The organism is Micromonospora sp. NPDC047465 (assembly GCF_040643125.1).
Lineage (GTDB): Bacteria > Actinomycetota > Actinomycetes > Mycobacteriales > Micromonosporaceae > Micromonospora.
This window is the reverse complement of record NZ_JBEYTP010000019.1, coordinates 41639-66709: the sequence shown is the minus strand read 5'-3', so window position 1 is coordinate 66709 and position 25071 is coordinate 41639. Positions and strand designations below refer to the sequence as shown.

Here is a 25071-nt window from a genome sequence, read left to right as displayed (position 1 = left end):
CCACCACATGGGAACTCGTCGGCATTGTCGGCCGATGGCCAACTGGGGCGGCCCCGTCAGCGAAGGAAAATGGTCCCTCCCCATCCTGGGCCGTGTGCTGCCGCCGTCGGGAACATCAATCCGCTCGTGAAACGACCCGCATTGATGTTCGTGATGAGCCGGCCCTCACCGTTGATCGAGACCAGGTCGGCGCGGCCGTCCCCGCTCAGGTCGGTCGGGTAGGGCAGCATGTTGGCGTTCCAACCCTGGCCCACCGACACTCGGGGCCCGAAGCTGACCAGGCCGTTCGTCACACCCTGGTTGCGGAAGGCGGCAAGCGTCCCGTCCGCTAGCACGCCGAGCACATCCGCAGGTCCGTCACCGTCGAGGTCGACGACGTGCATGGCCAGGTGACCGGTCCAGCCCCCACCGACCCGTTGACCGGCGGCGAACATACCTCCGCTGAAGCTGCCCGTGTTCAGGAAGTGCCACAGCGATCCATCCGGCTTGATGGACATCAGGTCGGCTCTTCCGTCACCCGTGAGGTCACCGACGAAGGGAAGCTCCGCGGTGCTCCATCCCTGGCCGACCGAGACGGCCGGACCCCAGGTGACCGCACCGTTGTTCATGCCGGTGTTGCGGAATGCCTTGAGCGTGCCGTCCGGGAACACCCCCAGCAGGTCGGCGCGCCCGTCGTCATCGACGTCGGCCAGGTGCACCGCCAACGCCCCCTGCCAGCCAGCGCCGACCTGGACGCCTGCGGCGAACATGCCACCCGTGAAGGACCCGGTGTTCCTGAACTGCATCAAGGCTCCGGTGCTGGTCACCGTGAGCAGGTCCGCGAGCCGGTCACCGTCAAGATCGCCGATGATGGGCAGCTGCGAGGCCGACCATCCCTTCCCGACCGTCTGGGTAGCACCCAATTCCGGCCAGTTCACCGTGGTGCGCAGGTTCTCGTACGCGTTCAGTGTGCCGTTTCCCGTCACGGCCAGGACATCGGAGCGCCCGTCTCCGCTCAGATCCACCCGGTCGATGCCCCGGCGCAGCGCGAAGGTCACCAAGGGGTGGAGGACGCCGTGTGCCACCGACTCGGGGTGGGCGGCGATGGCGGGAAGGAGGTTACGGATCTCCTGGCGAAGGTCCTTCGCGACGGTGGCCTGTCCGGCGCGCTCGGCGGTCAGGAGATCCACGGCGCGGGTCGCCGCGTCCACGAGGCGCACCGTCTGCTGTAGCCATGGCTTCGCCTGGGTTGTCAGGCTGCTTTGCATGGTCTGCAGGTCCGTACTCGCCGTCTTGAGATCAGAGAGCCTCTGTTTGAGTGCGGCGGCGGCGCCGTCCACCCCGGTTCCGGTGCGGAGGGCGTCGCGGAAGCTTCTGATGGCGGCTGCCAGCGCCACCGAGTCGGTGTGGTCGATGACGGACGAGCGGTTGACTTCGGCGAAGGTTCGGAGCTGGCTGGCCTTCGGCCCACCGAGGGTGTTGATGGCGCGGGACCAGGAGTTCTCTGGCTGGTACTGCGCCGGATTCCAGGCGAAGTCGGCGGCGGTGAGCAGGGGCAGCTGAGAGGGGCCCTGCTGGGTCATCTCGTTGAACAGGATTCCTGGAGCAGCCGCGAGCGCGGGCTCGCGCCCGGCCAGCGGGCCCATCTGGAGCCGGTCCCAGACCTGGTCGTTGACCGGGAAGTTGTCCCAGATGGCGAGGCGGTGCCGGGGGAACGCCAACTGTGCGTCGTCGAGATCCTTCTTGGTGATACGCGGAGACAGCACCTCGGGTCCGGTCCAGTACACGCCCACCTCGGTGCCGAGCCGAGTGTCGAACTCGGTGCGGTAGCTGCTGACCGCCGTCCCGGCGTACTCGCTGCTGACGGTGTACAGCTGGCCCATGTCGGCGTGGGTGCTGATGAACTGCGCCTGGACGAAATTCGTGACGTCGGCCTGCGCCCGGGCCCACGCCGTGACCCCGGTTCCATATGTGCTGGTGTCGGTGGAGCAGGAGAACGGCCGTGTCGGGAAGACGTCGTCCCAGGCGATGACGAAGTGCCTGACTCCGATCTGGCGCAGCTGGTCGAGCCGGGAGAGCAGCGTTCTGCGCTCCGTGGCGGACGAGTGGCAGATGCCGTTGGCCTGGTCAAGTGGCATCTCGGGTGAGATCCGGTATACGAACGCGACGTGCAGGCTGTTGGCCTTGGTGACGACTTCCTGAAGGTCGCCAAGTTCGGCGTCCGTGTACGGGGTCCGCCAGTTGTTGCTGCCGCTGCCGCCCGTGCGCGGGTCCGCCGCGGGCCCGTAGAAGAAGCGGTTCATCTTGTTGCGGGCGAGGAGCTCCACCTGTTCCAGCCGGTCAGCTTTCGTCCACAAGGCCACCCCTGGTGGTGGCGGGTTGGCCGAGTCCATACCACCGCGGAACGAGAAGGTCGGCCAGTCCTTGATCGTGACCCGCGCAATCTCCGCGCCAGAGGAATCCGACGTCAGGAGCTGCCTCAGGGTCTGGGCGGCGTAGAAGGTGCCCACCTTGTCGCCGCCGGAGAGCACGACCCGCTGCCTACCGCCGGAGTCCGTTCCGGTGGCGAGCAGATAACCCTGATCCGGCAGGGTGCTCGGGGTGGGGACACCGATTGCGTTCAGGGCCGCCGCGCTAGCGGGCGTCTCCCGCGCTCCCCCGACGTAGACGGTTGTCCCGGCACCCGGATCGGTCTCGGTGAGGGTGACCCTGGTGTCGTACGCGGCGAAAGCGGCCACCACGGCGTCAACGGCCGGCTGGTCCGCGGCCGCGCCACGGACGATTGTCACAGCGACCGGCAGGTCAAGCGGGGTCCCGGTGACGGACAGCTCCCGTGGCTGTGGATTGAGAGTCGGGGTGGCTGCAGCGCCGCTGGCCGTGGACGGTGAGCCCAACAGCCCGACCGCGCCGATCAGCGAGGCGAGCACCCAGCCGGCCACTGTGCGTGGGAATCGCCAGCGTCCCCGAGGGTAGCCGTTTCGCATGGACGTACTCCTAGGAACTTGAGGATCGTGACTGGAGGCCGTGGCGCGGCAGGCACGCATCGGCTTGTGAGATACTGGCCTAGACCAGCGAGCTTCGTCAATGGCTCCAACCAAGCCGATAATCATGATTTTGAATTAATTTGGATCCGCGGTCACGCCGTCTCACCGAGTGGCGGGCCCGCTCACGTGCACGTCGGCACATCGGCTTGACAACCGTGGACCTGTCCCACCTGCTTCGCCCCTGTCGTGGCCGGGATGCCCGCCACGGCAGGGCCGGAAGGCGGTCCGGGGAAACCCACAGCGGCACCGCTGCAGGGCGCCCCGGACCGGCCTTACCGCTACCGCCCGTTGTTGTGCTTCCTGGACAACACCCGAGAGGCGCTGTCCGGACTGTTGCGCCGGGGTCGGGCCGGGTCGACCACCACCGCGGATCACATCACCGTCCTCGACGCCGCCTTCGCGCAGATCCCGGACGCGCACCAGTACGGCACCGAGATCCCCATCCAGTCGGACTCGGCCGGCTGCATGTACGGCCTCCTAACGCGCATCCGATCGTTGCCCAGCACGGCATGAACACCTTCTTCTCGGTGGGGGTGGCGACCACCGAACCGATCCGGGACGCGATCCGGGCCGCCATCGGCCGACCCGAAGGGTGGGTGCCGGCCCTGCGGGCCACCAGATCCGCCGCTAGGACAGTACGACCGAAGTCGGCTGATCAACAGGCTTCACCGTCTCACCACCGTCACACCCTTGACGTAGTGGGCCTTCACCTTGTCCGGGGTGAGCGCGCGATCATAGACGGCGACCTCGGACATCCATCCGCCGAAGCGGTTTGCCGCGTCATCCCCTCGTGCCCCGATCTTCAGCGAGGCAGCCCCGTCGGTCGGCACCCGGCCGATCGGCACAGACGCGCGCTCGGTGCCGTCGAGATAGACCTTGAGCGTCGAGCCGTCGAAGACGGACACCAGGTGGTGCCAGCCCCACTGCAGCACGGGGGCACCGACCGGACCGGTGGTGGACAGGGAGTCCGAGAGGTTCATCGCCGCCGGCCGGTTCTTCGCACCCAGGCGCAGGAGGTACCCGTTACGGGCGGGCGAGTCGTACTTCTCCAGCACGCCCTGGTCGCCGCCCTCCCGGACGTAGACCCATGCCTCCAGGGCATAGGGGCCGGTCAGGCTCAGGCTTGCCGAGTCGGGTACCTCGATGTAGCCGCCCTCAAGGCTCATCGACCGGCTGTTCCCATCGGCCAGCGGCCCCGGCTGGCCCTGGATCACGGATCCCCGGACGACGCCGTTGTTGCCGTGTCCGGAGCTGTCGAGCACTGTCGCCTCGCTGTCGTCGAGCCGCCAGTAACCGACGGCGCCGTCGGCCCGCACCATGTCGGCGTAGGTCCCTGGAGCCGGCCTGGCCACCGTCACGGTCGTGGTGAACGCCCTCGGCTCCCCGCCATCCGGGCGGGCGGTCATGACGATCCGGTAGTCACCCGGCGCCGCATTCTCCGGGACCGAGACACGCGTGCGGACCTGCTGCCAAGCGAGCCCGTTCTTGGCGTTGCGGGTGAACAGGATCTGCTCGGACGGTGGCGTCCATCCGTTCGGAAGGTCCACCGAGATCCGGCCCTGGACGACTGCGGTCCCGGACATTTCGACGAGCATCCCGAGATTAGTCGTCGTCCCCGGGGCAACCATGGTCGCCAGTTCGGTCGCAACGACCTGCGCCCGGGACAGTTGGCCCACCTGAACGCGCGACACCGTAGCTCGAACGGTCGTCGTCCCTGTGCCCGGTACCGTCACGGCGTCGCCCTCGACGGCGACTGCCGCGCCGTTGGCGGTCGCGGCCTCCAGCCGGTAGCCGGCCGGCAGTCGTAGGTGCAGCTTGACCTGCTGGAGCCCGGGGCGACCCGCCGCGGTGGGCGGGGGCGTCACCGTGGCTTCGATCGTGCCCCGGGCAACGGCCGAGGTGATGGAGTAGGTCACCGGGCCGAACAAGGTCGGCAGTTTGGTGACCCCGACCGTCTGGCCGTCGGACAGCCACGGCTTGGGCGTTGCCGGCGCTAGGTCGAGCTCGGTCGGCACACCCGCGGCGTCGAGGGTCTCGTTGACGAGCATCCCCCGCAGCGCCTTGAGGTACGTGGCGTTGTTCGGTGACAGGGGTGCCCGGAACTGGGAGCGGTAGTACTCCATCGGGCACGGCGCGACGGTTTCGCCCTCGCCCCCGATGAAGGTGTTGCGGGTGAAGCCCTGGGCGAGCATGCCGTAGAACGTCAGCCCGATCCGATCGGCATCACCGATCTGGTCGAGGTACTTGAGGTAGGACCAGCCGTACTGCTGGTCGACGCCGCTCGAGCGGTAACCGTCCGCTGCGGGCCACGGGCCAGCAGGGCGGGTCTGGCACGCCTCGACCGGCTCACCGCTGAGATTGAACCGGGTGAGCCCGAGGAATGTGGCGCCGTGCTTGTTGAGGAAGGTCGTCAACCCCTGCCCGATAGGGCTGTTGAGATCGATCAAGCCGCTGCCCAGGGCGTACGGCATGATGAGGTTCCAGTAGCTGCCCTGCGGTGAGTTCGTGATCATCCCGGCTGGGTCGAAGTCGTTCGGCTCGAGCAGCGCAACGGGCACGAAGACCGAGCCGTCGGGCAACTGGGTCTTGCTCCGGTCGATCGCGGCGAGGGTCGCGGCGCGTAGCCCGTCTGCCTGTGCGGTGAAGGCGGCCGCGTCGTCGGGGTGGCCGATGAGACGCAGGACGACACCCATGTCGCGCAGGCCGCGCCACACGTCTGCCTGGTGGTGGATGCCGTGAGCCCGTGCGCTGTTGTCGGAATAGAGGCTCGTCTTGGCGAGCAGCCCGTTGGGGTCGTTGCTCCGCTGGGCCGCGATGTCGTTGAGCCACGCCTTGAAGGTGGCCAGGTGGGCCGTGATGAGTCCGGAGTCCCCGGTCTGGAGGTGGTACCTCGCGGCCGCCTGGAGCTTGATGCCCCGCTCCCAGGTCGTGAATCCGTCAAGGTACTGCCCCCGGACGAGGAACTCCTCCATCGTCTGCCGGGTGCGCGGCGCGTAGCCGAAGTCGCCGAGCGACCCCACCGTGGCCACCACCTCGGGGATCCATGCGAACTTCGGGTCGTCGGGCAGCTCGTAGCCGTTGCCGATCGTGAGGTTGTAGCCCATGACGAGGTTGGCCAGCAGCATGGACCGCATGGCGTCGGCGGCGTACTTCTCCGGAATCTGCACCCCACTCCCGGTGTCGAGCTGGCCCTTCCAGTAGGCGATCATCTGTGCCCGCCTGGCGTCGTATCCGCTCTTGTCCATGACGACCGTCCCGAGGGCCTGGGGCTGGTTCATCATGAGCAGGTGGACCTCCGCCGGGCCCTTGCTGAGGTCGAGGGTGTAGGTCAGATCCGGTGCGCTCCACGCAGCCTGGCCGCTGTAGGCGAGCGCGAGCTTGTCGCCCACCTTGAGGTTGTTCTCGGCAGCCACGGCCCCGGCGACGTACATGCCGTTCAGGTTGACGCGGAGCGTGGCCGACGTCTGGCCGGAGTTCCCCGGCCGGACGATGAAGCGGATCATGCTCATGAGCCGAGCGGAACCGGAGAACCGGGTGACGTAGGACTCCCGTTCGTAGGTCCGCCCCTGGCGGTCGGTGTAGCGGTTCTGCAGCACCGGCTGGTAGCCATCGGCGAGCGTCGGCTCGTCAAGCCTGGTCTCGGCCGACCCGTAGAGCTCGGTCCCGTCGCCGACGTAGAACTTGACCCACTGCCGAGTCCGCCCGTCGGCGAAGTCCGAATTGATCTGGCTGCCGTCGGTGAAGTGGAAGCTGAAGTCCCGTTGCGCGCTGAAGTTCTTGAGGTCCGGCATCGGGTATGTCAATGGAAGGTTGTTCCACCGGGTGTCGTGCCAGAAGTCGTCGCCGTGGTTGGCCGGTACGAGAAGGTCCCGCATGTTTGCCATCGTCGGGCCGTCAGGCAGCGCCATGAGCTGCTCGCCCCACGTGTCGGCCCCTTGCCGCAGGGCCGCCTGGACGCGCTGGACGTATCCGTCGGGGAACGCCGGCTGGTCTGGACGACCGATTGGCCCGTCAGGCATGGCGTCTTCAGCTGACGGCCCGGACGCAGCCCGGGGTGAAGCCGGCGCCGCTGCCGTAACCGGCGCCAGGACGACTCCCCCGGCCGCGAGACAAGCCACCAGGAGTGCAGCCATGCATGTCCATCGGTTCGTACTTTGTCTAGCAGCCATCAGCCCTGCTCCTCATCGAGTCGGTAACCGCGACGCGGGCTGGCGGGCGTGCACTCAGTGCCCAGGGGCCACCCGCGCGTTCGGGCAGATGAGGCAGACGCTAATACTGGTATAGACCAGAGGTCAAGATGCGTGTGAAACCGTGCCGACGGCCAGTCCCAGGTCGGCCGCGAGCTGACGTAAGGGCGGTAGGCGATCGCCGGGAGCCGGCCCACACCGGCCGCTGGAACTGGATCCCTGTCCTGCACCCGACAACACCTGACGACAGCAACCGTGGAGAGCCCGCTGCGCGGAGACGCACACGGCGGGTTCGGCGAGCGGCCTGGAGAAACGGACCAGCGGCAACGCAGGCACCGCGCTCCAGGGCCGACTCAACTAGGACTTTCCGGTGATTTGGGCAGGCGAGGTAGCCATCGTCGGCCTGGAAGCCTTCGTCCGGGGCGGATCAGGGTTCGATCGGCCGGACCTGATCGCGGTACCGCTCATAGAGGCCGCGATTGTGCGCGTCGCCCTGAGCAAGATTCGCGGATACGTGGACGGGCGGGTCGATGTCGCGGGCCAACAGCCGGCGGCAGACCAGTTCGGTGAGGAGCTGCGCGATGAGGACTCCGGTGAACGACGAAACCGCCCCTGTCCGAACTCCTGGGGTGATCTCCAGTGCCGCGTCCCCTGCGGGCGCGTGGTTGTCGATCACCACATCCGCCAGGTCAGCGAGATGCGGTCCCTGGGTGGAACGTGCACCGGCCGAGCGCGTGTGTGCCAGTGAGGTGACCGCCACGATCGGATGGGAACGCTCGCGGGCCAGCGTCGCCATCTCGATGACGGCGGCGTTGATGCCGGAGTTGGAGACGATGAGGAAGGCATCGTGCTCGGAGGGTGCGGCGAGGCGGTAGATCCGCTCGGCGAGACCGGACTCGCGCTCGTACGTCGGGTCGAGGATCGGCCCCGGGTCGGCACCGCCGAACATCACGAGATCCTTGACCGCCAGCATGCTGACGGCGGCGAGCCCACCGGCACGTCCGGCGAGTTCGAGGGTGACGATCCGCGAGTGGCCGGTCCCGAACGCCTGTAGGACGCCATCGGCGGCGATGGCACCGGCGACGAGCCCGGCTGCGGCCTCGATGGCGTCGAGTTCCGTGGCCAGAACCTGTTCGAGTGCGTTCCGGGCGATGGTGGCATAGGCCGGCTCAGGCACTGATCCTCCTGGAGGGTTCACGGTCGCCGACGGCTTCGACGGCGGCTTCGACGGCAGCCTCGACGACGATCTCGCCGCTGCCCGAGGTGACCGGACTGACATAGGTTTCGTAGCAGGGTTGCGTGTCGCGGGCGGGTAGGTAGCCGAGGTAGCCGTTCGCATAGCCGAGGACCACTATGTCCCCCACCTGGTCGGGCGCTGCCGAACGAATCGTTTCGCCCAGCTCCAGGAACAGCTCGCCGGGAACGGCCACGACCGTGACCCCGTCGAGGTCCACCGCCTCCACGTCGATGACGTACGGTTCGGTGCGACGGCGGGCCGCCTGCTCCTCCGCGATCCGCCTTCCCTGTTGCAGGACCCAGCGGATGCGTTCGTCCTTGCCGACCGGCGGCGGCGACTGCCGCAGGGCTACGTCGAGTTCCGCCGGCTGTTTGGGGGCGAGCGTGACGGTTCGCGAGATCGGCGGCCGTACCGGCGTCGGGGTGCCCCCGCCGACGTGCGGCGGCACCGGTAGGACCCGGTCGGCCAACCAGGCCCCGAGCCGATCCACCTCGTCAAGCCCCCGCCCCTGACGGGTTTGCCGGGTACTGATGTCGCCGGCGGCACCGGTGGCGACGACCACCCACCTGCCTGGTGCGGTCAGCGCCCGGCGGATGCCGCCGTTCAGGTCCGCGCTCACATGGTTGTTGTCGGCGGGAAGGATGGTCGGGTGGACGGGAGAGATCACGACCAGCCCCACCACGTCAGCACCCGCGGTGACCGTGAGGGTGTCGACCGGAATGTCCAGCGGGCCCGCGTCGGCGACGTTACGGTGACCCGCCAGCTTGGGAACCAGTGTGCGGACACAGCCGAGTCTGGCGGCGCGCTCGGACTTCATGGCGGACCGTACGGCCGCCAGCGCTGCGGCTTCGAGCCGGTCGGCGAGGTGCCGTGGCGTGGCCTCGCCGCCGGGGCTGCAGCCCGCCTCGGGACTCGCGTGGGTGTGGGTGGCGGCGACCCAGCAGGACTGCACACCGACGTCCCGCATGGCGCTCCGGATCCGCTCGACGACATCGACGTTGACGCAGATCAGATCCGCGACCACCAGCGCGAACCGGTGGCCGTCGTCGGCGAACGTGACGGCATGAACCTCCAGCGGGTCGAGCACGTTCTGGACGCCGTCGGAGCGGTCGGCGTAGCCACCCATGGGTTCTCCGGGCACGACCTCGAGCCGCACCACCCCGTGTCCGACCCTCATGCGTCGCCACCGGTTCCGTGGCTCGCCAGCAGGCGTGCGTAGGGGGCGACACCGCTCAGCAGCGCCGGACCGCCATCGAGCGGCTCCGCTCTGGGTGTGACCAGGGACAGCTCCCTGGCCTCGAGTTCAGCCACCAGCGCCTGGTGGAGCGCGTTCCCCGGGGCTAGCAGCCGTCCGCTGAAGGACACCCGCCGGGCTGCCCCGCTGAGGCCGAGCCGGACGGCTGCCACCTGCGCCGCATCCGCGAGATCGGCTGCGGCCTGGGCGCAGATCCGCCCCGCCACCGGGTCGGCCTGCGCGGCCGCGTCGAGCACGTCGCGGGCGAAGGCCGCGGTACGGGCGACCATGGCGGGGTCCCGGTAGTAACGCTGCAGTGACGCCAGGTCGATGCCGCCGAGCGCGACGACGAGACGGTCGGCCAGTACCGTTGCCGGCCCGACCTGGTCGTGCGACGCGGTCGCGGCGCGCATTCCGGCCAGTCCGATGGCGTACGCGCTGCCCCGGTCGCCGAGGTGGGGACCCCATCCGTCGAGCCGGGCGTGGTCGCCGTCGGCGTCCACCGCGAGCACGGTCGTCCCGGTCCCGACACACAGCAGTACGCCGGGACGGCCGAGAGCGCCGGCGTGCGCGAGGACGCTGTCCTCCACGACCACGGCCCGGCCGCCGAACTGCCGCTCGAGGGCGAGTGCGAGACGCCGGCGTTCAGCGTGCTCCCCCGGCACGCCGGTCAGGCCGGCCACCACGCCGGCCACCTGTGCGGGAAGGGAGATCGTCGCCGCGGCGCCACGAACGGCGGCCAGGATCCGTTCGACGCCATCCTCGTGCGGCTGGTAGGAGAAGCCCGGGCCGACGCCGAGCCGGCGGCCCGCCGGGGTACGCAGCAGCAGCCGAAGTTCCGACTTGCCGCCGTCGATGGTGATCGTCGTGGTCATCGCGACATCCCTGCGGTCAGCCCTGCGACAATCTGCTTGGTCGCGAGTGCGAACACCACCGCCAGCGGCACCAGGGCGATCACGAGTCCGGCGAACAGGGTGCCGCGGTCGGCGGCGAACTCGCCGAAGAACCGGGTCAGCCCGACCGGAATGGTGTACTTGTCGCCGCTGCGCAGCAGTACCAACGGGTAGAAGAAATCGTTCCAGGTCGGCGCGAACTGGAAGACGGTTGCCACCGCGAGCGCCGGCCGCATCAGGGGCAGGACGACCGACACGAACAGCCGGCCCTCGTTCGCCCCGTCGATCCGCGCGGCCTCCTCCAGCTCACCGGGCAGTCCCCGCATGAAGCCCATGATCACGAAGACCGAGAACGGGATTCCGCTCGCCGCGTAGAGCAGCACCAGCCCGATCCGGCTGTCGATCAGACCCATCGACTGGAACATGTAGAACACCGGCAGCAGGCCGAGTTTCGCAGGAATCATCAACCCGGACAGGAAGAACGCCGCCAGCAGGGCGCGGCCCCGGAACTTCCACCTGGCCAGGGCGTAGGCGGCCATCGCCGACACGCTGACGCACAATGCCACCGAAGCACAGGTGACGCTGACGGAGTTGACGAAGTACGTCGAGATCGACGCGGTCTGCCACGCGCGGGTGTAGTTGCTCAGGTCGAACGAGCTGGGCAGGCCGACCGGCGCGCGGAGGATCTCCGCGTTGGGCCGGAGCGAGCCGATCAGCACCAGCAGCAGCGGGCCGAAGGCGATCGCGGCGTACGTCCACAGGAGGAGCTGGCTGCCTGCGCCGTGCAACAGCGAACGCTGACGGGTGCCGCGCGGACGTACGGTCTCGGCTCTGACCTTCCATGCCCGGCGGGGGGCGGCGCGAAGGGTGGTGGTACCCATCTAGTGGACCTCCCGACGGCGCAGCGCCCGCTCCAGGGCCAGGGAGACGCCGAAAATGAGCACGAAGATCAGCATGGCCAACGCCGACGACTCTCCGATCGCGTTGCTACCGCCCTGGAAGGCGGTCCGGTAGTAGAGAAGGCCCAGCACGTCCATGGCGCCGCCGGGTCCGCCGTCGGAACCGCCGAGCGCGTAGACGAGGTCGAAGATGTTGAAGCATCCGATGAACGTCAACACGGTGATCACTCCGACCGCCGGCATCAGAAGTGGGAACCGGATGCTCCAGAACGCCCGGGTCGCTGACGCGCCGTCCATCGCGGCCGCCTCCTCCAGCTCCTTGGGGATACCGGCCAGGGCGGCGCCGAAGATGAGCATCGGTCCGCCGATCCACTGCCAGGCGTTGACCAGGATCAGTACCGGCAGGGCGAGGTCCGGTTCGCCGAGCCACGGGCGCGCCCAGGCGTCCAGACCGACCGCACTGAGCGCGAAGTTGATCGGGCCGAAGGTGGGGCTCAGCAACAACGACCAGATGTACCCGACGATAAGCGGGCTGATCAGGTACGGGAGCGAGAAGAGCGTCTGGAACAGCCGCTTGCCCCAGGGGTTGCGGTGCAGGAGCACCGCCAGGCCGAGCCCGATGGTGTTCTGGATCGCCATTGTGCCGACGAAGAAGAGCACGTTGTGTCCGAGCGCGGCGGGGATCTCGTCGCTCAGCGGGTAGCGGGTGAGGATCTCCCGGTAGTTGCCGATCCCGACGAACTCCCCCTGGCGGATGCCGTCCCAGCGGAACAGCCCGTAGTAGAAGGCGGTGACGAGCGGCACCACGAGGAACAGCCCGTAGAGCGCGAACGCCGGCAGGCAGAACGACGTGATCCACCCTGCCGAGACCCGTCCTGCCCGGCGGCGTGACCGCCGGGCAGGACGGACCGTCAGTTCTTGGGCCGGAACCACTGATCGACCCCTCGTTGGATGTGTGCGGCCGCGTCGGCGGCGTTGCTTCGGCCCAGGACGTAGTCGGAGAACGCCTCGGAGGCGAGGTCCCAGGCGGTGGGTGTGCCGCCGGAGAAGTACGCGTAGGTGACGTACGGGCTGGGGTTCGCCTGGTACCCCTTGAGTGCCTGCGCCAGGAGTTCGTCCTGCGGCTCGACGCCCGGTACCGGGGAGATCTGCTGAAGCTCGTTGGACAGCGCCTTGCCGAACTCCTCCGTCGCCATCCACCGCACGAGGTCCAGCGCCGCGTCCCGGTGGCGGGATTTCGCCGAGACGCCGAACGACCCGTCGACGTAGCCGGGCACCAGCGTCTTGTCGATCGCCGCGCCGGGCGCCGGCGGCACGTTGAAGATGCCCATGTCGAGCTGGGGGTTGGCCTTCTTGAACCCGGCGAGCTCCCAGACGCCACCAGGGAACATGGCGGCCCGGCCGGAGGTGAAGAGGGCCTGCGCGTCGCTGTAGTTCACCCCGGACGCCTGCGCCGGCCAGTACTTCTGGGTGCTCTTCCAGGTCTCGAGCGACTTCACCCAGGGCGCGTCGGTGAACTTCGCCGAGCCGTTGAGCATCTTGGTGAGGTAGTCGGGGCCGCCGTACGTGGTGGCTCCGAAGATCTCCTGCTCGATCGGCAGCATCCACTTGTCGGTGACGGTGTTCGCCAGCGGGGTGACGCCGGCCTTGCTGAGCTTGTCGAAGCCCGCGATCATGTCCGCCCAGGTGGTGGGGGCGGCGATGCCGTTGTCGGCGAAGACCTTTTTGTTGTAGATGACGTGCAGCGTCTGGATCGCGAACGGAACGCCGTAGACGCGCCCGTCCTTCTCGCCCTTAGCGCCGTCGAGGATCGGCTTCGGGAATCCGCTCAGCTTGTCGACCTGGTCGTCGAGGGGCACCAGGCTGCCGGAGCCGACCAGCGGCTGGAGCAGTCCGTAGGAGCGCAACTGCGCGACGTCGGGGCCGTTGGCGTCGGTGAGCCCGGTCTTGAGGATCGTGTCGTACTCGGTGTTCTTGTAGGGGACGTACTCCACGGTCACGCCCGGGTGGGCCTTCTCGTAGATCTGGAAGATTTTCTTGTACGCGGCGACGTCCTCCTGCCGCCAGCCCCAGACCTTCAGGTTGACGGCGTCGCCACCACCGTCCCCGCTGTCGCCCGGCGCGCAGGCGGCAAGGGTGACGGCGAGTGTCGCCACCACCCCTATGACACCGAATCTTCTGGGCATCTCGTCTCCGATCGTCGTGGCCGCCACCCTCCAAACTTGGCGGACGCGCCGAGCGTAATACTGGTATAGACCGGAGGTCAACGGGTTGCGTCGATGTCAACGGCGGGACGGAAACTGCCCGTAGGATGGCTCCAACTGCGGGGAAAGGGGATCGGGTCCGGTGCCAAGGAGGCGACACGAGCCGAGCGACGGGGCGCTTGAATCGTTGCCGGCGGAGCACAACCGCGGCAAGGGTGAGCACATCAGAGACGTGCTCACGGCCATGGTCCTGAGCTCGCGGGACGGCGCGCTGCTTCCCTCGGAGCGGGTCCTCGCCGAACGGTTCGGCGTCGCCCGGATGACCGTCCGGGGCTCCATCGACGCGCTGGAGTCGAAGAGAATGGTCCGGCGGGTGCCCGGGCGCGGGACCTTCGTGCAGCACCCCACGCTGACCCACTCGGAGATCTTCCGCTCGTTCAGCGAGGACATGCGCATGCGCGGCATGGCACCGGGCGCCAAGTCGTACCGCGCCCGTACCCGCCCGGCCACTCGCGCCGTCGCCGCCAGCCTCGACATCGCCCCGGGCGAGCCGACCCATTACATCGAGCGGATCCGTACCGCGGACGGCATCCCGATGGCGCTGGAGCGGACCAACCTCGCCGCGACGCGGTTCCCCAACCTGCTGGCGGTGATGGGGCGCGACGACTCGCTGTACGAGGTGCTGGGCCGCGTCTTCGGGGTGCGGCTGGAATCGGCGCGGCAGACGGTCACCATCGCCCGGCTGACCGACGCCGAGGCGAAGCGGCTCGAAGTCGCGGAGGGCAGCCCGGCGTTCCTGATCGAGCGCATCTCGGTGGACAACATGGGAAAGGTCGTGGAGTTCGGTCGGTCGCTCTACCGCGGGGATCGTTACGCCATCCAGATGCACGTCAGCCCCCCGTCGCCGGAGGGCTGACGCACATCGGCGGAAGCCGGTCAGCCGAGACCGGTGAGGTGGTGCGCCTCGAGTTCGGCCGCGGTCAGGGCCCGGTCGTAGATCGCCGCCTCGTCGAGGTCGCCCTGGAGCCGCTGGTTCGCGTCGTCTCCGCGGCCACCGAGCTTGACGCTCGCCGTACCGCTGCCTGGCGACACCGACGTCGCGGCGCTGTTGTCCGCCACCCCGTCGAGGTACACGGTCAGTCGTGACCCGTCGAAGACGGCGGCGACGTGGTGCCACCTGTTCGGTGTCAGCCGGGTACGGCCGGTCACCAGACCGTACCCCTTTCCGGCAGCGCCCAGCGACCACGCCTGCAGGACGCCGTCCGTCACCCTCAGCGCATACCCGTTGACCGCCGGCCCGGTGTAACTCTCGATGATCGCCTGCCCCGGCGCCGGGGCGAGCGTGTCGAGCTTCACCCACGCCTCCAGGGTGAACGCGCCCCGGAGGTCGGTTCGCGGGCTTCGCGGCGCCTCGATGTACCCGGCGGAGAGGTCTCCCGCCCGGTCACCGGTGATCGCACCCTCCGCCCCCGGGCGGGCACCGGCCAGGTAGGTGCCGTTCTGCCGGCTGGCGGAGCCGTCCACGGCGGTGCCGGAGTCGGCCGCGTCGCCGAGCCGCCAGTAGCCGGCCGGGTTCGCCCCGGTCACGAGGTTCGGGTAGCTCTGCTCCCCGACCAGGATCGGGAGCGACACGTTCACCGGTGGCGCGCCGTCCTCGGCGAAGGACACCGTCACCTGGTGGCGTCCCGTGTCGGCATCGGCCGGGACGGTCACCTCCACCGGTACGCTCGCGACGACGGTTCGCCCACCCGGCTGGGCACGGAACACCTGCTTCGCCGGGTCGATGGTCCAGCCGGCCGGTCCGGTGGCGCTCACCTGGCCGCTGATCCGGTGATCCGCGAACACCTCGAAGGTGACGTGGAATTGCTTCGTCTTCCCGGGCGCGATGAGCGATCCCGGCGGATCGACCGAGACGGTGCCGCTGAACACGTCGGAGTAGTGCGGGACGATCTCGTAGATGCGCGGAGCCGCGCTGCCCGATGTCCACCGGATCCGTACCGCGCTGGCCGCGAGGTCTGCGGCCGGCACCTTGGTGAACCCGTCGGCGAGCGGTCCGAGATCCACCCAGGCGCCGTCGACCAGCGCCTGGATCATGCCGTCGGCGGGAGCGGTCGCGTCCTGTACCACGGTCACCGCCGACAGCCGGTGCGGCTTGGTGATCGGAACCGTGATCGCGTCGCCGTCCTGGGGCTTGCCGGCGGCGACGTACGCCGTGTCGTCGCGCCGGTCGGTCAGGTTGCCCAGCGTCGACCCCTGCGTGGCAGCCGGTAGGCCCGTCGGAGCCCCGAGGTCGCCGTACCAGCGGTCACCGATGTAGCCGTCGCTCTGCGAGGCCGCGAAGCTGAGCAGGTCGTCGACCGGGCCGGGACTGATCTGGTGCCACGTCCTGTCGAGGATGCCGCGGGCACGCGCCTGATCCCGTCGTGCCAGCCAGGCGGCTTCGCCGTCCCCCCGGTCCTGGGCCTGGAGGACGGCCACGGCCGCCCGGCCTGCCTGGCCGGTCATACCGACGCGGTCCAGCCAGGGCCCGATCTGCTTGAGCAGCGCGGGGTTGTCGAGCTGCGCCCGGAGCGCGGCGGGCAGTTCCGCCAGGCGGCGCATTTCACGGTCGAGCTGCTCGAGTTCGTCGCCCACCGGCCGGCCCGCCGAGTACTCGGCGATGAGCCGGTTGACGAGCGCGGCGAACTGCGGCCGTGCGGTGTTGTCGAGGACGCTGGCGCGGTTGTTCTCCGCGAACAGCCGCAGCTCCTGGTAGGCGTCGCCGCCGACGATCTGCAGCGTGCGCGTCCATGAGCGCTCCGGGTCGTAGGCCCCGGGGTTCCAGGCGTAGTCGGCCTGCGTGCCGAGTGAGATCAGCGAGGCCTCCTGGTGCTGGACGAGTTCGTTGAACGAGATGCCGATGACGTCGTCCGCCATGCTGGCGTCGCGGTTCACCAGTGGGCCCAACAGCAGCCGGTTGGGGCTGTAGTCGTTGACCGGGTAGTTGTCCCAGAGCATGATCCGGTGCCGCGGCCAGGCGGCCTGCGCGGCCCGGAGGTCGTCCCTGGTGATGCTCGGCGAGACCACTTCCGGCCCGGTCCAGTAGAGGTCGACGTCGGCGCTCACCAACTCGTCGAACCGGTTCTTGTACGGCGTACGGGTCATGCCCCAGTACTCGGTCGGCACGGTCACCAGCCGGGTGGCGCCAGGGTGCTTCTCGATGAACTCGCGTTGGACCAGGTTGGTGACCCCGGCTTGGGCGGCGGCGAGCGGCGACGAGTCGCCCTGGTAGGCGTCCCGGTCCTCCTGGCACGCGAAGTTGCCGGACACGTCGTCCCAGGCGATGACGTAACTGCGGACCCCGATCTCCCACAACTGCGCGAAGCGGGCCAGCAGCTTGGCCCGATCGGATTCGCGCACGTGGCAGATCCCCTGACCGGGCGCCAAGGGCGCCTCCGGCGAGACCCGGTACACGAAATCGACATGACGCGACCGCGCCAGGTCCACGATCTCCTTCAATCGGCCCAGTTCCGCCTCGTCGTACAGGGAGTCCCACTTCGAGCCGGTACGCAGGTCGTCCGCAGGCCCGTAGAAGAACTGGTTCATCTTGTGCCGGGCCAGGAACTCGATCTGCGAGCGCCGGTCCTCCTGCGACCACACCGGTCCGTAGAACGACTCCATGCCGCCACGAATTCGGTAACCCGGCCAGTCGCGCACCGCTACACCGTCAACCGTTACCCGGGAGCCTTTCGACACGAGCAGCTGACGTAGTGACTGAACGGCGTAGAAGGTGCCGGCGCCGTCCAGACCCGCGAGGACGATCCGCGGTCGCCCGAGACGATCGTGGCCGGCCGCCAGGACGTACCCCTCACCGGGCAGCCCCGCCGGCCCCTCGACCCCGAGGGCACTCAGCACCGCGGTGCTCGCCGACGTCTCGCCCGGTCCACCGAGGAGGATCAACGGGCGCGACGTCGACATGTCCGCGGTTCGGACGACCCTGGCGGTGACACCGTGCGCCCCGAGCAGATCCACGAGCGATTCCTCGGCCGCCGAATCCACGGCCGCGCCCGCGACGACATCGACATCGCCGGGCAGGACGACGGACCCCGGACGCGGCGCTACCTGCTGCGGCACCGGAAGAATGCGCGCCACATCCACCCGATCAGGAGCCTGGGCCTCGCCCCGAGCAGGAGGAGGGTTCACCAGCCCAATGGCGAGCCCGACCAATCCGGCGAATATTCCGACGCGGCGATAGCCACGAAACGAGCGCGACAGAAACATCACACCTCCACTCCTTCAAGTTGGCTGGTGCTTGGTGTCGACAGGTGTCCCGGCCTGGCGACCCCGAGCGGAGCGCCGCGAAGGCTGAGGCCCGAGGTCCGCCGCGCCGCATCCTCGACTCCCCACCGAGATCAGCTAAGCCACACCGGTCTATACCAGTAACAAGAATCCATGCCACGCCTGACCACGTCAACCCTGCCGACGAACCGCAGACGCGGGCGGCCGGCCATCAACCGCCGCGCGCAGCACTCAGGGGGAACCAGCTCGTGACCCGACACAACACCGAACCACCCGCCGGGGAGGTCGGCCGGGATGGGCGTGCGCCCGCTTGGCGGGGCCGACCCTCGTCGCGGCGGCGGTAGCTGTCAGGAGGGCGTCACCTCGAAGACGCCCCGGGCGCCGCGTTCCGCGTCGACCATGGCGTGGCTGACGAACGGATAGTGTCCGGGCTCGGGGAAGACCATCTCGACGAAGCCGCCTGCGGCCGGAGTCAGCGAGAGCACCTGAGCCCCGCCGGGGTCGGCCGGCCGGCTCTCCCACCGCCCCTCCCGGTAGACGGTGTCGAACTGGGCGCCGACGACGTGGAAGGAGCTGTCCCGGTTGGGGCCGGCGTCGAGCAGCCAGACGCGGACGCGCTCGCCGGCCGCGCGGGTAGCGGCCGGTGAGATGGTGGCGTTACTGGGAAGCCCGGGTTGGTGCGCGTCGTTGAGACTCAACCGCCGGCGCTGGGGCGCCCGAGCGTCTTCAGGTTGGGCAGCGAACGTTCCGCCATCACCACTCCGGCAGCGCTGTACCCGACCAAGACCGGCGGGTCGACGCTCTCGTTGGCGAGATACCAGAAGAAGAACAGCTCTTCGGCGCGGACGGCTGACCGTACAGTGCCGTCGGGCAGTCGCAGTTCCGCCCGTACCGCATTCCCGGCGGCCGTCCACATCGTGTGTATTCCCTGGCCGTCCGCCGACCCGCCCATGCTGCTGAATGACTCCTTGCCCTGGTCGCCGTCAGCACACTGCCCACCGGCAAGCGTGAAACTTGTCGGGGCTGGCCGGCCGAGGTCACCGGGTGGCTCGAACATCGGAGCGATGCAGGTGGTGCCGCCCTGGCCCTTGGCTGACCAGATGGTCAGTACAGTGCCGTCGGGGCCCGGTGCCTGGGCAACTCGTCGTGCTGTCTGGACGTCCACCACGCCGCCGGTTTCGGTAGCCCAGAACGACAACGGCTTGGTGAACGACTCAGGCAGCAGTCCTCCGGCGGCGGCGACGCTCGCACTCGACACGACAAGCCCGGCGGTCAACGCGGCAGTGAGCACGACTCGTCGCCTGCGCGACCGTTGAGATGCCTCCGGCGGTTCGGCGGCGGTGGCGATCAACAGACGTTCCAGCGCCGCTTTCCTCGCCGATGCGGGCCAATGGTCATCGACCGTGGTAACCGGCTTGAGTCTCTGAACGATGTTCATCGTGTCACGGTCCGTGGTCATTTGGTGCCTCCTGCGAGTGGCAGTGAACGTTGGGCGGCGTCGGCGTGGGGCGGCGCATCCGGCTCGCCATCAACGCGCAGTCGCCGCCGCGCCCTGAACAGACGCACGTGAAACGCCGGGAGTGAGCAGCCCGCCACTCGCGCCGCCTGCTCCGGGGTCAAGCCGTCCCAGGTGATCAGCAGTAGCGCCTCCCGCTCCTTGGGGGTCAGCGCCGCCAACTGGGTCAGTACGGTCGCGCGCTCCGTGGCGAGAACGTCGGCGGCGGCCGCCGGCTCCGCGACCTGCCGCAACCTTTCTAGTTCGACGGCCACCCGCGCCTGCCGACACCCTGACCGACGCAGGTTGGAGATGGTGTTGCGGGCGACCACGAGCAACCACGGCAAGGGTTCGTCCGGGACGCTGGCGAGCTTCCGCCATGCCACCAGGAACGTCTCCGACACCACATCCTGCGCTGAATCGGAGTCAACATGTCGCAACGCGTACGCCATCACCCGTGGTCCGTGTTCGGTCCACAGCGCCACGAACCGCTGTTCATACCGCTCAGACGTGTGGTCTTCTCTCACACCACGTAGTGTCCGGCCACACTCCGAAACTTACGGCGACAACTCCAAGAGGTTGAGCCGGTACAGGTCCCTCAGGACAGTGATCATGCAGCGTTCCCGGCGGCTCTGGCGCTGCATCAATCGATAAGCTATCAACGCACTCTTTTCGGCAGAAGCGGATACCGCATCGGTGTCGCAGAGCGGTCGGTAGCAACCCACGGTGGTACCGGTCAAGACGCGAGGGTCGGCGCGGCGACGCCTCGCCGTTTAGACATCTCGAAATCTCTGGAGAACCGCCCCACTTCGGCTCATGCACAAGGCCCGGGCCCTCGGGCACCACGTCGACCGGCGCCGCGAGCATCGGCGCGACCGGCCGACGCAGCACCGTTCCGCTCCGGCCCTGGCCCGTGGGCGGGCGGGAATCACCTCCAGTCCCCGCCACGCCGGCCGCACGCCCCGCTCATCCCCACCCACCCCCACGTCATGGTCGGAGAGACACGGGCCGCCTCGGGCCCAGATCCGCGACAACGAATGCCCAGCGGGCGGTCGTAGCGCGCCTGACGCTCGGCCGAGCGCCACGTGCAGGTGAAGCCTCGCCGCAGGTACCGGCGGGCGACCCATGGGCGATGCGGTCAGTTGGGGAGACTGGGCCGTGGCCCGCAACGCCGCCCGCTCGGGGGGCAGAGTTTCACACGCCGCGTCGCGCGCTCACCGGGCACGTACCGTCGAAGGGTGGACGTGCTGCTGCGCGGCGGGCCGGGTGACGGCCAGGTGCTGCCCGGCGGCGGGGAAACCGTCGTGTGGCGGGCCTGCCTGTACGAAATCACGACCGAGTACGGCCAGCGGCACGGCCGAGACCTGCGGGTCTACCGGCACCGCCCCGACTGCTGCGAGCCGTATGGCCGAGGCGCCGAAGACCGCTGCGAGTGACCCACCCCCGCTGGTTCGCTACCCCACCTCGCCACGCTATCGAACATGTGCACGATCGCCGGATCGACGAGGAGGTCCCCTGAAACAATCTCCTACTGAAGCATCTGGGCGGCTGGTCTCTAGGACGCCTGGCGGATGGGCATGTCGGCCAGCCAGACGTCGGCCAGGTCGCCGAGGGGGACGTCGAGGGCCTGGCTGAGGCAGACCACGGTGCCGAACGCCGGCGCGGGAAGGCGGCCCGCCTCGATCTTGCGCAGCGTCTCGGGGGAGATGCCGGCTGCCAGAGCCACCTCGACGAGGCTGCGGCCGGCCCGCGCGGCCCGAAGGGCGGCTCCGAGGCGCTGGCCCGCGGCGACCTGTTCGGCGGTGAGTGGTTGGCGAACCATGCCAGCAGGATATCCCTCCGGAGTACCCCGACCTGACGTGGTATAAAAATGCCGGTATAAAAATACCGAGTTCAGAGGGGGAGGCTGTCGTGATCGAGCTCAAGTCCGCCGAGGAGATCGGCCGGATGGCGGTGACCGGCCAGTTCGTCGGCGAGCTGCTCGCCGAGCTGAGCGACGTCGCCGCCGTCGGCGTCAACCTGATAGACCTCGAACACCATGCTCGCCGCCGGATCTCCGAACGCGGCGCCGAATCCTGCTACTGGGACTACGCCCCTTCGTTCGGCCGCGGCCCGTTCCGCAACGTGCTGTGCCTGTCGGTCAACGACGCGGTGCTGCACGGCCTGCCGCACGACTATGTTTTGCGGGACGGTGACCTGCTCAGCATCGACATGGCGGCCGGTATCGACGGCTGGGTCGCCGACTCCGCGCTCTCCGTCATCGTCGGCACCCCCGACCCGGCCGACCTGAAGCTGATCGAGGCCACCGAGGTCGCACTGGAGGCCGGCATCGCCGCCGCCCAGCCCGGCGGTCGCCTCGGCGACATCTCCGCCGCGATCGGCGAGGTCGCCCGCTCCTACGGCTACGGCGTCAACGCCGAGTTCGGCGGCCACGGCATCGGCCGCACCATGCACGAGGCCCCGCACGTCCCCAACAACGGCCGCGCCCGCCGCGGCCTGAAACTCGACCCCGGTCTCACCATCGCCATCGAGCCCTGGTTCTGCCGCTCCACCGACAAAATCAAGTTCGACAGGGACGGCTGGACGATCCGCTCCGCCGACGGCTCCCGCACCGCCCACTCCGAACACACAGTCGCCATCACGGCTTCCGGCCCCCAGGTCCTGACCCGCCGCCCCACCCCCGGCGCCACCTCGGCCGACCCCACCAAGAAGCCCGCCACAGCCTCCTGACCACTGCCCGCCCTAGCGTCTGTATCGAAGTGGGGCCGGAGCGGGTGCGCGGCTCTCCAGCCAGTCGGGCAGCTCGGTGAGCGGATTTCCGTCCAGGTACAGGTCGGTGAGCGCGGTCAGATTTCGCAGCGAGTCCGGCAGCACGGTGAGGTGGTTGTTGCTCAGCCAGAGCATGGTGAGTGCGGTGAGATTGCCCAATTAGTCCGGCAATGTCGTGAGGCCGATATCGGACAAGCCGAGGCGAGCGAGGCCGGTAAGGTTCCCCAGCCAGTCGGGCAGACCGGTGAGCGGGTTTCCTTCCAGGTACAAGGCGGTCAGGCCGGTGAGGTCCCGCACCGGGTCTGGCACCTCGGTGAACGCGTTGTCCTCCAGCCAGAGCGTGGTGAGGTTGGTGAGGCTGCGCAACGAATCCGGCAGCGCGGTCAGCCTGGTCTCTCCACCACGCCCGCGACGGGGCCGCCATCGTTGCCCGCCCCACCCCGTCCAGCAGTGTCAGGGATCTGAGCGCGGCAGAGCGCGTTCTGCCCGGGGTCGGGACGGAGTTGCCGACCTGGCGGTCTCATGTGTTCGGCCAGTCCACACGGATGGCCTGGCCGGGCCGGGCCGGCCGGCTGTGCCTGCGGCAGGAATCAGATGAGCGTTGTCCAGTGGTCCCAGATGCGGTGCAGGATGGCGGCCAGGATGATCGCGTACCAGGCGGTGAGAATGAGCTGCGGTAAGCGGCGACGGTGGTGGCGGGCACGAAGTCCCCGCTCGACAGGCCATGCGTGAACCTGCTCGGCGTGGCCGAGCCGTCCGAGGACGGCTCGGCCACGCTCTCGGTTCGTCAGGGGGTCACCCGGGTAGCCGGGCTGTCGCCCGGCAGGCCCGACATGTTGGCCTCGACCGGCGGCAACGGAGTGCTTCCGAGGACGCTGCCGTCCGTGGCGTACGCGGTAAGGGTGGCCGGCTGGTCCGGCGGAATCCGGGTGGTGCCGACGTTCGACGCGTCGAGGGTGACCGTGGCCGGGGGTGCGCCGCCGACCGTGACCGTGACGCGGGCCGCGTCCGGCGGGGCGATCACCCGCACCTGGTCCGTCGGCGTGCGGGTGCCGTTGTCGGCCCGGATCCGCCAGCCGATCGGCCGCTGGTCGGCGCCCTCGGCCGGCAACAGCAGCCGCAGGTCGGTCCACCAGCCGGTTCGGTCGTCGCCGTGCCTGGCGTACGCGATCACCCCGCCGCCGGCGGGCTGCACGGTGAGCAGCGCGGCGGCCTGGCCGTGCTCGCTGCCCGACCAGCGCACCCGCACCGTCGTGCCGACCGCAGGGAGGCGACTGTCGAGGAGTGCCTCCTCGACGAAGCTCCGCAGGGTGGCGTCGTCCAGCGGCGTGCCTCGGGCGCCCCGTCGCGCGGCGGTGAGCAGGACGTCCATCTCGGCCCCGGTCGGGTCGATCCCGGCGTACGGGCCGCCGCCCAGGCCGCCCTGGTAGAGCACGTGGTCGCCACGGCTGACCCGGACGACGGGTTCGTTCCGAAGCGGCACGGGGGGCAGGACGGCGAACCCGACCCCGCTGCCGTCCTCCCTGGCGAGATTCTCGTACTCCAGGGTTCCCTTCGGCGTGTAGCGAGGGTTGCCACTGATCATCACGGTGGATTCGGCCGGCCCGACGACGACCGCGAATCCGCCCCGGTCGGGACCGGCCTGCATCAGGGTCATCACCGGGTCGTCGACGCCCTCGCTGTGGCCGGCGTAGTGCATCTGTTCGGCGACGGCCCCGGCCGGACCCACGTACCAGACCAGCGCCTCCTTGGTCAGTAGGCCGAACCGCAGCGGCACCGCGACCAGCGCGACCCGGTGGCCCGACTGGTCACTGCCGTACAGCAGGCGGATCCGGTCGCGGTCGCCGACCTTCCAGACGCCACCCGGGTTCAAGACACCCGACGGAGTGTCGCTGCTGATCCGTGGGTCGGTGCTGATCCGCGCCCGCAGCGAGTCCAGCCAGTCCTGGTCGCCGGCCAGCGTGCCCCGGGGCGGCGCGTCGAGCAGCGCTGCCGGGGCGGCGGCGACCGCGATGCCGGGCGCCCACCCGGGCAGGGGCACCACGTTGGTCTGGATCCCGACGAGCGCGGCCCCGACCGCGACGGCGACCGCCGCCCGAATCAGCCGCGTCCGCCGGTGCCGTCGCTCGCGCCGGGCGAACCCCGGCCACGGGTCCTCGGGTACGTCGACACCGTGCGCGGCCTGCCGCAGCGCAGGACTGAGCGTCGAATTCGCGAAGCTCTCGGTCATGCCAGTTCCTCCTCGAGCCGTACCGGGGACTGAGGGACGGGTGGGGCGAAATCGACCCGCAGCCGGGCCAACCCGCGCGACGCCTGGCTCTTCACCGAGCCGACGGAGCAGCCGAGAACCTTGGCGGTGTCCGCCTCGCTGAGGTCCTCGAAGTAGCGCAGCACCAGAACCGCCTGGGTCCTGGGCGGCAACCGCCGCAGCGCGGTGAGGAGCAGTTGCCGCTCCTCCACCTGCGCATACGCGTCCGGCGTCGGCGCGCTGTCGGAGGTCAGCAGCGGCACCTCCAGCGGTCGCCGCCGACGCCGCCAGGAGATCGCCGTGTTGACCATCGCCCGGCGTACGTAGACCTCGGGCGCGTCCCTGCGCAGTACCCGCCCCCAGCGCCGATGGGTCTTCTCCAGCGCCGTCTGCGCCAGGTCCTCGGCTGTCCCCCGATCGCCGGTCAGCAGGTAGGCCGTTCGGAGCAACGGCCCCCACTGTCGTTGTACGAACAGCCGGAACTGTTCGTCGTCCTCGTGCCGACTCACGCCACCTCCAGGTCACATCCGCCTCGTGTCACGTGCGGATGCAGGGTGAGACGCGAGCGGCGGCGTCCGGGGTTGAGTGGGAACCGTACGTCGAG

The 25071-nt window shown here is 69.3% G+C and carries 21 protein-coding genes; 4 read left to right on the top strand and 17 right to left on the bottom strand.

Translation table 11 applies throughout. From position 1 onward, the window contains the following. Positions 1 to 56: 56 nt before the first annotated feature. Positions 57 to 2906 (bottom strand): beta-N-acetylglucosaminidase domain-containing protein, encoded by a 2850-nt coding sequence (locus ABZ793_RS18740; protein WP_357458655.1) that lies wholly within the window; start codon positions 2904 to 2906, stop codon positions 57 to 59. Positions 2907 to 3218: 312 nt separating this feature from the next. Between ABZ793_RS18740 and ABZ793_RS18735 the strand changes: the two genes are divergently transcribed. Beyond that, positions 3219 to 3536 (top strand): hypothetical protein, encoded by a 318-nt coding sequence (locus ABZ793_RS18735; protein WP_357458807.1) that lies wholly within the window; start codon positions 3219 to 3221, stop codon positions 3534 to 3536. Positions 3537 to 3688: 152 nt separating this feature from the next. Here the strand turns inward: ABZ793_RS18735 and ABZ793_RS18730 are convergent, their stop codons facing one another. The 7 genes from ABZ793_RS18730 to ABZ793_RS18700 form a co-directional block, all read right to left on the bottom strand. Next, positions 3689 to 7156 carry a LamG-like jellyroll fold domain-containing protein gene (locus tag ABZ793_RS18730; protein ID WP_357458653.1) on the bottom strand — a complete coding sequence of 1156 codons (3468 nt, stop codon included), beginning with the start codon at positions 7154 to 7156 and terminating at the stop codon, positions 3689 to 3691. A gap of 481 nt (positions 7157 to 7637) precedes the next feature. Continuing rightward, positions 7638 to 8387 (bottom strand): SIS domain-containing protein, encoded by a 750-nt coding sequence (locus tag ABZ793_RS18725; RefSeq protein ID WP_357458650.1) that lies wholly within the window; start codon positions 8385 to 8387, stop codon positions 7638 to 7640. After that, complete coding sequence (locus ABZ793_RS18720) at positions 8380 to 9606, bottom strand: hypothetical protein (RefSeq protein ID WP_357458648.1); 1227 nt, start codon at positions 9604 to 9606, stop codon at positions 8380 to 8382. Before ABZ793_RS18720 ends, ABZ793_RS18725 begins: the two co-directional genes overlap by 8 nt. Positions 9607 to 9620: 14 nt before the next feature. After that, positions 9621 to 10556 (bottom strand): BadF/BadG/BcrA/BcrD ATPase family protein, encoded by a 936-nt coding sequence (locus ABZ793_RS18715; RefSeq protein ID WP_357458645.1) that lies wholly within the window; start codon positions 10554 to 10556, stop codon positions 9621 to 9623. After that, complete coding sequence (locus ABZ793_RS18710) at positions 10553 to 11455, bottom strand: carbohydrate ABC transporter permease (protein WP_357458642.1); 903 nt, start codon at positions 11453 to 11455, stop codon at positions 10553 to 10555. Before ABZ793_RS18710 ends, ABZ793_RS18715 begins: the two co-directional genes overlap by 4 nt. Continuing rightward, positions 11456 to 12406 (bottom strand): sugar ABC transporter permease, encoded by a 951-nt coding sequence (locus ABZ793_RS18705; protein ID WP_357458640.1) that lies wholly within the window; start codon positions 12404 to 12406, stop codon positions 11456 to 11458. Further along, a complete protein-coding gene (locus tag ABZ793_RS18700; RefSeq protein ID WP_357458638.1) occupies positions 12385 to 13629 on the bottom strand; it encodes an extracellular solute-binding protein in 1245 nt (414 codons plus the stop codon). Before ABZ793_RS18700 ends, ABZ793_RS18705 begins: the two co-directional genes overlap by 22 nt. Before the next feature lie 190 nt (positions 13630 to 13819). On the opposite strand from ABZ793_RS18700, the gene ABZ793_RS18695 reads away from it, so the two are divergent. Then, positions 13820 to 14593, top strand: a complete 774-nt coding sequence (locus ABZ793_RS18695) for a GntR family transcriptional regulator (RefSeq protein WP_357458636.1) — start codon at positions 13820 to 13822, stop codon at positions 14591 to 14593. Positions 14594 to 14613: 20 nt separating this feature from the next. On the opposite strand, the gene ABZ793_RS18690 is transcribed toward ABZ793_RS18695, so the two are convergent. The 4 genes from ABZ793_RS18690 to ABZ793_RS18675 form a co-directional block, all read right to left on the bottom strand. Then, positions 14614 to 17937, bottom strand: a complete 3324-nt coding sequence (locus tag ABZ793_RS18690) for a beta-N-acetylglucosaminidase domain-containing protein (RefSeq protein ID WP_357458633.1) — start codon at positions 17935 to 17937, stop codon at positions 14614 to 14616. A gap of 365 nt (positions 17938 to 18302) precedes the next feature. Further along, positions 18303 to 18653: a hypothetical protein gene (locus ABZ793_RS18685; protein WP_357458631.1), complete on the bottom strand. Its 351-nt coding sequence runs from the start codon at positions 18651 to 18653 to the stop codon at positions 18303 to 18305. After that, positions 18650 to 19414 carry a hypothetical protein gene (locus ABZ793_RS18680; RefSeq protein ID WP_357458629.1) on the bottom strand — a complete coding sequence of 255 codons (765 nt, stop codon included), beginning with the start codon at positions 19412 to 19414 and terminating at the stop codon, positions 18650 to 18652. The genes ABZ793_RS18685 and ABZ793_RS18680 overlap by 4 nt, the downstream gene beginning before the upstream one ends. After that, positions 19411 to 19935 (bottom strand): RNA polymerase sigma factor, encoded by a 525-nt coding sequence (locus ABZ793_RS18675; protein WP_357458627.1) that lies wholly within the window; start codon positions 19933 to 19935, stop codon positions 19411 to 19413. The genes ABZ793_RS18680 and ABZ793_RS18675 overlap by 4 nt, the downstream gene beginning before the upstream one ends. A 753-nt stretch (positions 19936 to 20688) precedes the next feature. Between ABZ793_RS18675 and ABZ793_RS18670 the strand changes: the two genes are divergently transcribed. Further along, entirely contained in the window at positions 20689 to 20886 is a 198-nt protein-coding gene (locus tag ABZ793_RS18670) for a hypothetical protein (RefSeq protein WP_357458624.1), read from the top strand. Between the two features lie 119 nt (positions 20887 to 21005). On the opposite strand, the gene ABZ793_RS18665 is transcribed toward ABZ793_RS18670, so the two are convergent. Beyond that, on the bottom strand, positions 21006 to 21272 hold the full coding sequence (locus ABZ793_RS18665; RefSeq protein WP_357458621.1) for a helix-turn-helix transcriptional regulator: 267 nt from the start codon (positions 21270 to 21272) through the stop codon (positions 21006 to 21008). An 89-nt stretch (positions 21273 to 21361) separates the two neighbouring features. On the opposite strand from ABZ793_RS18665, the gene map reads away from it, so the two are divergent. After that, the gene (gene map / locus ABZ793_RS18660) at positions 21362 to 22180 is read left to right on the top strand and encodes a type I methionyl aminopeptidase (RefSeq protein ID WP_357458618.1); all 819 of its coding nucleotides are present in this window, start codon (positions 21362 to 21364) and stop codon (positions 22178 to 22180) included. A gap of 12 nt (positions 22181 to 22192) precedes the next feature. Here map and ABZ793_RS18655 read toward each other — a convergent pair whose 3' ends face one another. The 4 genes from ABZ793_RS18655 to ABZ793_RS18640 form a co-directional block, all read right to left on the bottom strand. Then, on the bottom strand, positions 22193 to 22378 hold the full coding sequence (locus tag ABZ793_RS18655; protein ID WP_357458615.1) for a leucine-rich repeat domain-containing protein: 186 nt from the start codon (positions 22376 to 22378) through the stop codon (positions 22193 to 22195). Then, the gene (locus ABZ793_RS18650; protein ID WP_357458612.1) at positions 22379 to 22585 is read right to left on the bottom strand and encodes a leucine-rich repeat domain-containing protein; all 207 of its coding nucleotides are present in this window, start codon (positions 22583 to 22585) and stop codon (positions 22379 to 22381) included. A 421-nt stretch (positions 22586 to 23006) separates the two neighbouring features. Then, positions 23007 to 24449: a hypothetical protein gene (locus ABZ793_RS18645; protein ID WP_357458609.1), complete on the bottom strand. Its 1443-nt coding sequence runs from the start codon at positions 24447 to 24449 to the stop codon at positions 23007 to 23009. Beyond that, positions 24446 to 24976, bottom strand: a complete 531-nt coding sequence (locus ABZ793_RS18640; protein WP_357458606.1) for a SigE family RNA polymerase sigma factor — start codon at positions 24974 to 24976, stop codon at positions 24446 to 24448. Before ABZ793_RS18640 ends, ABZ793_RS18645 begins: the two co-directional genes overlap by 4 nt. Positions 24977 to 25071 lie beyond the last annotated feature (95 nt).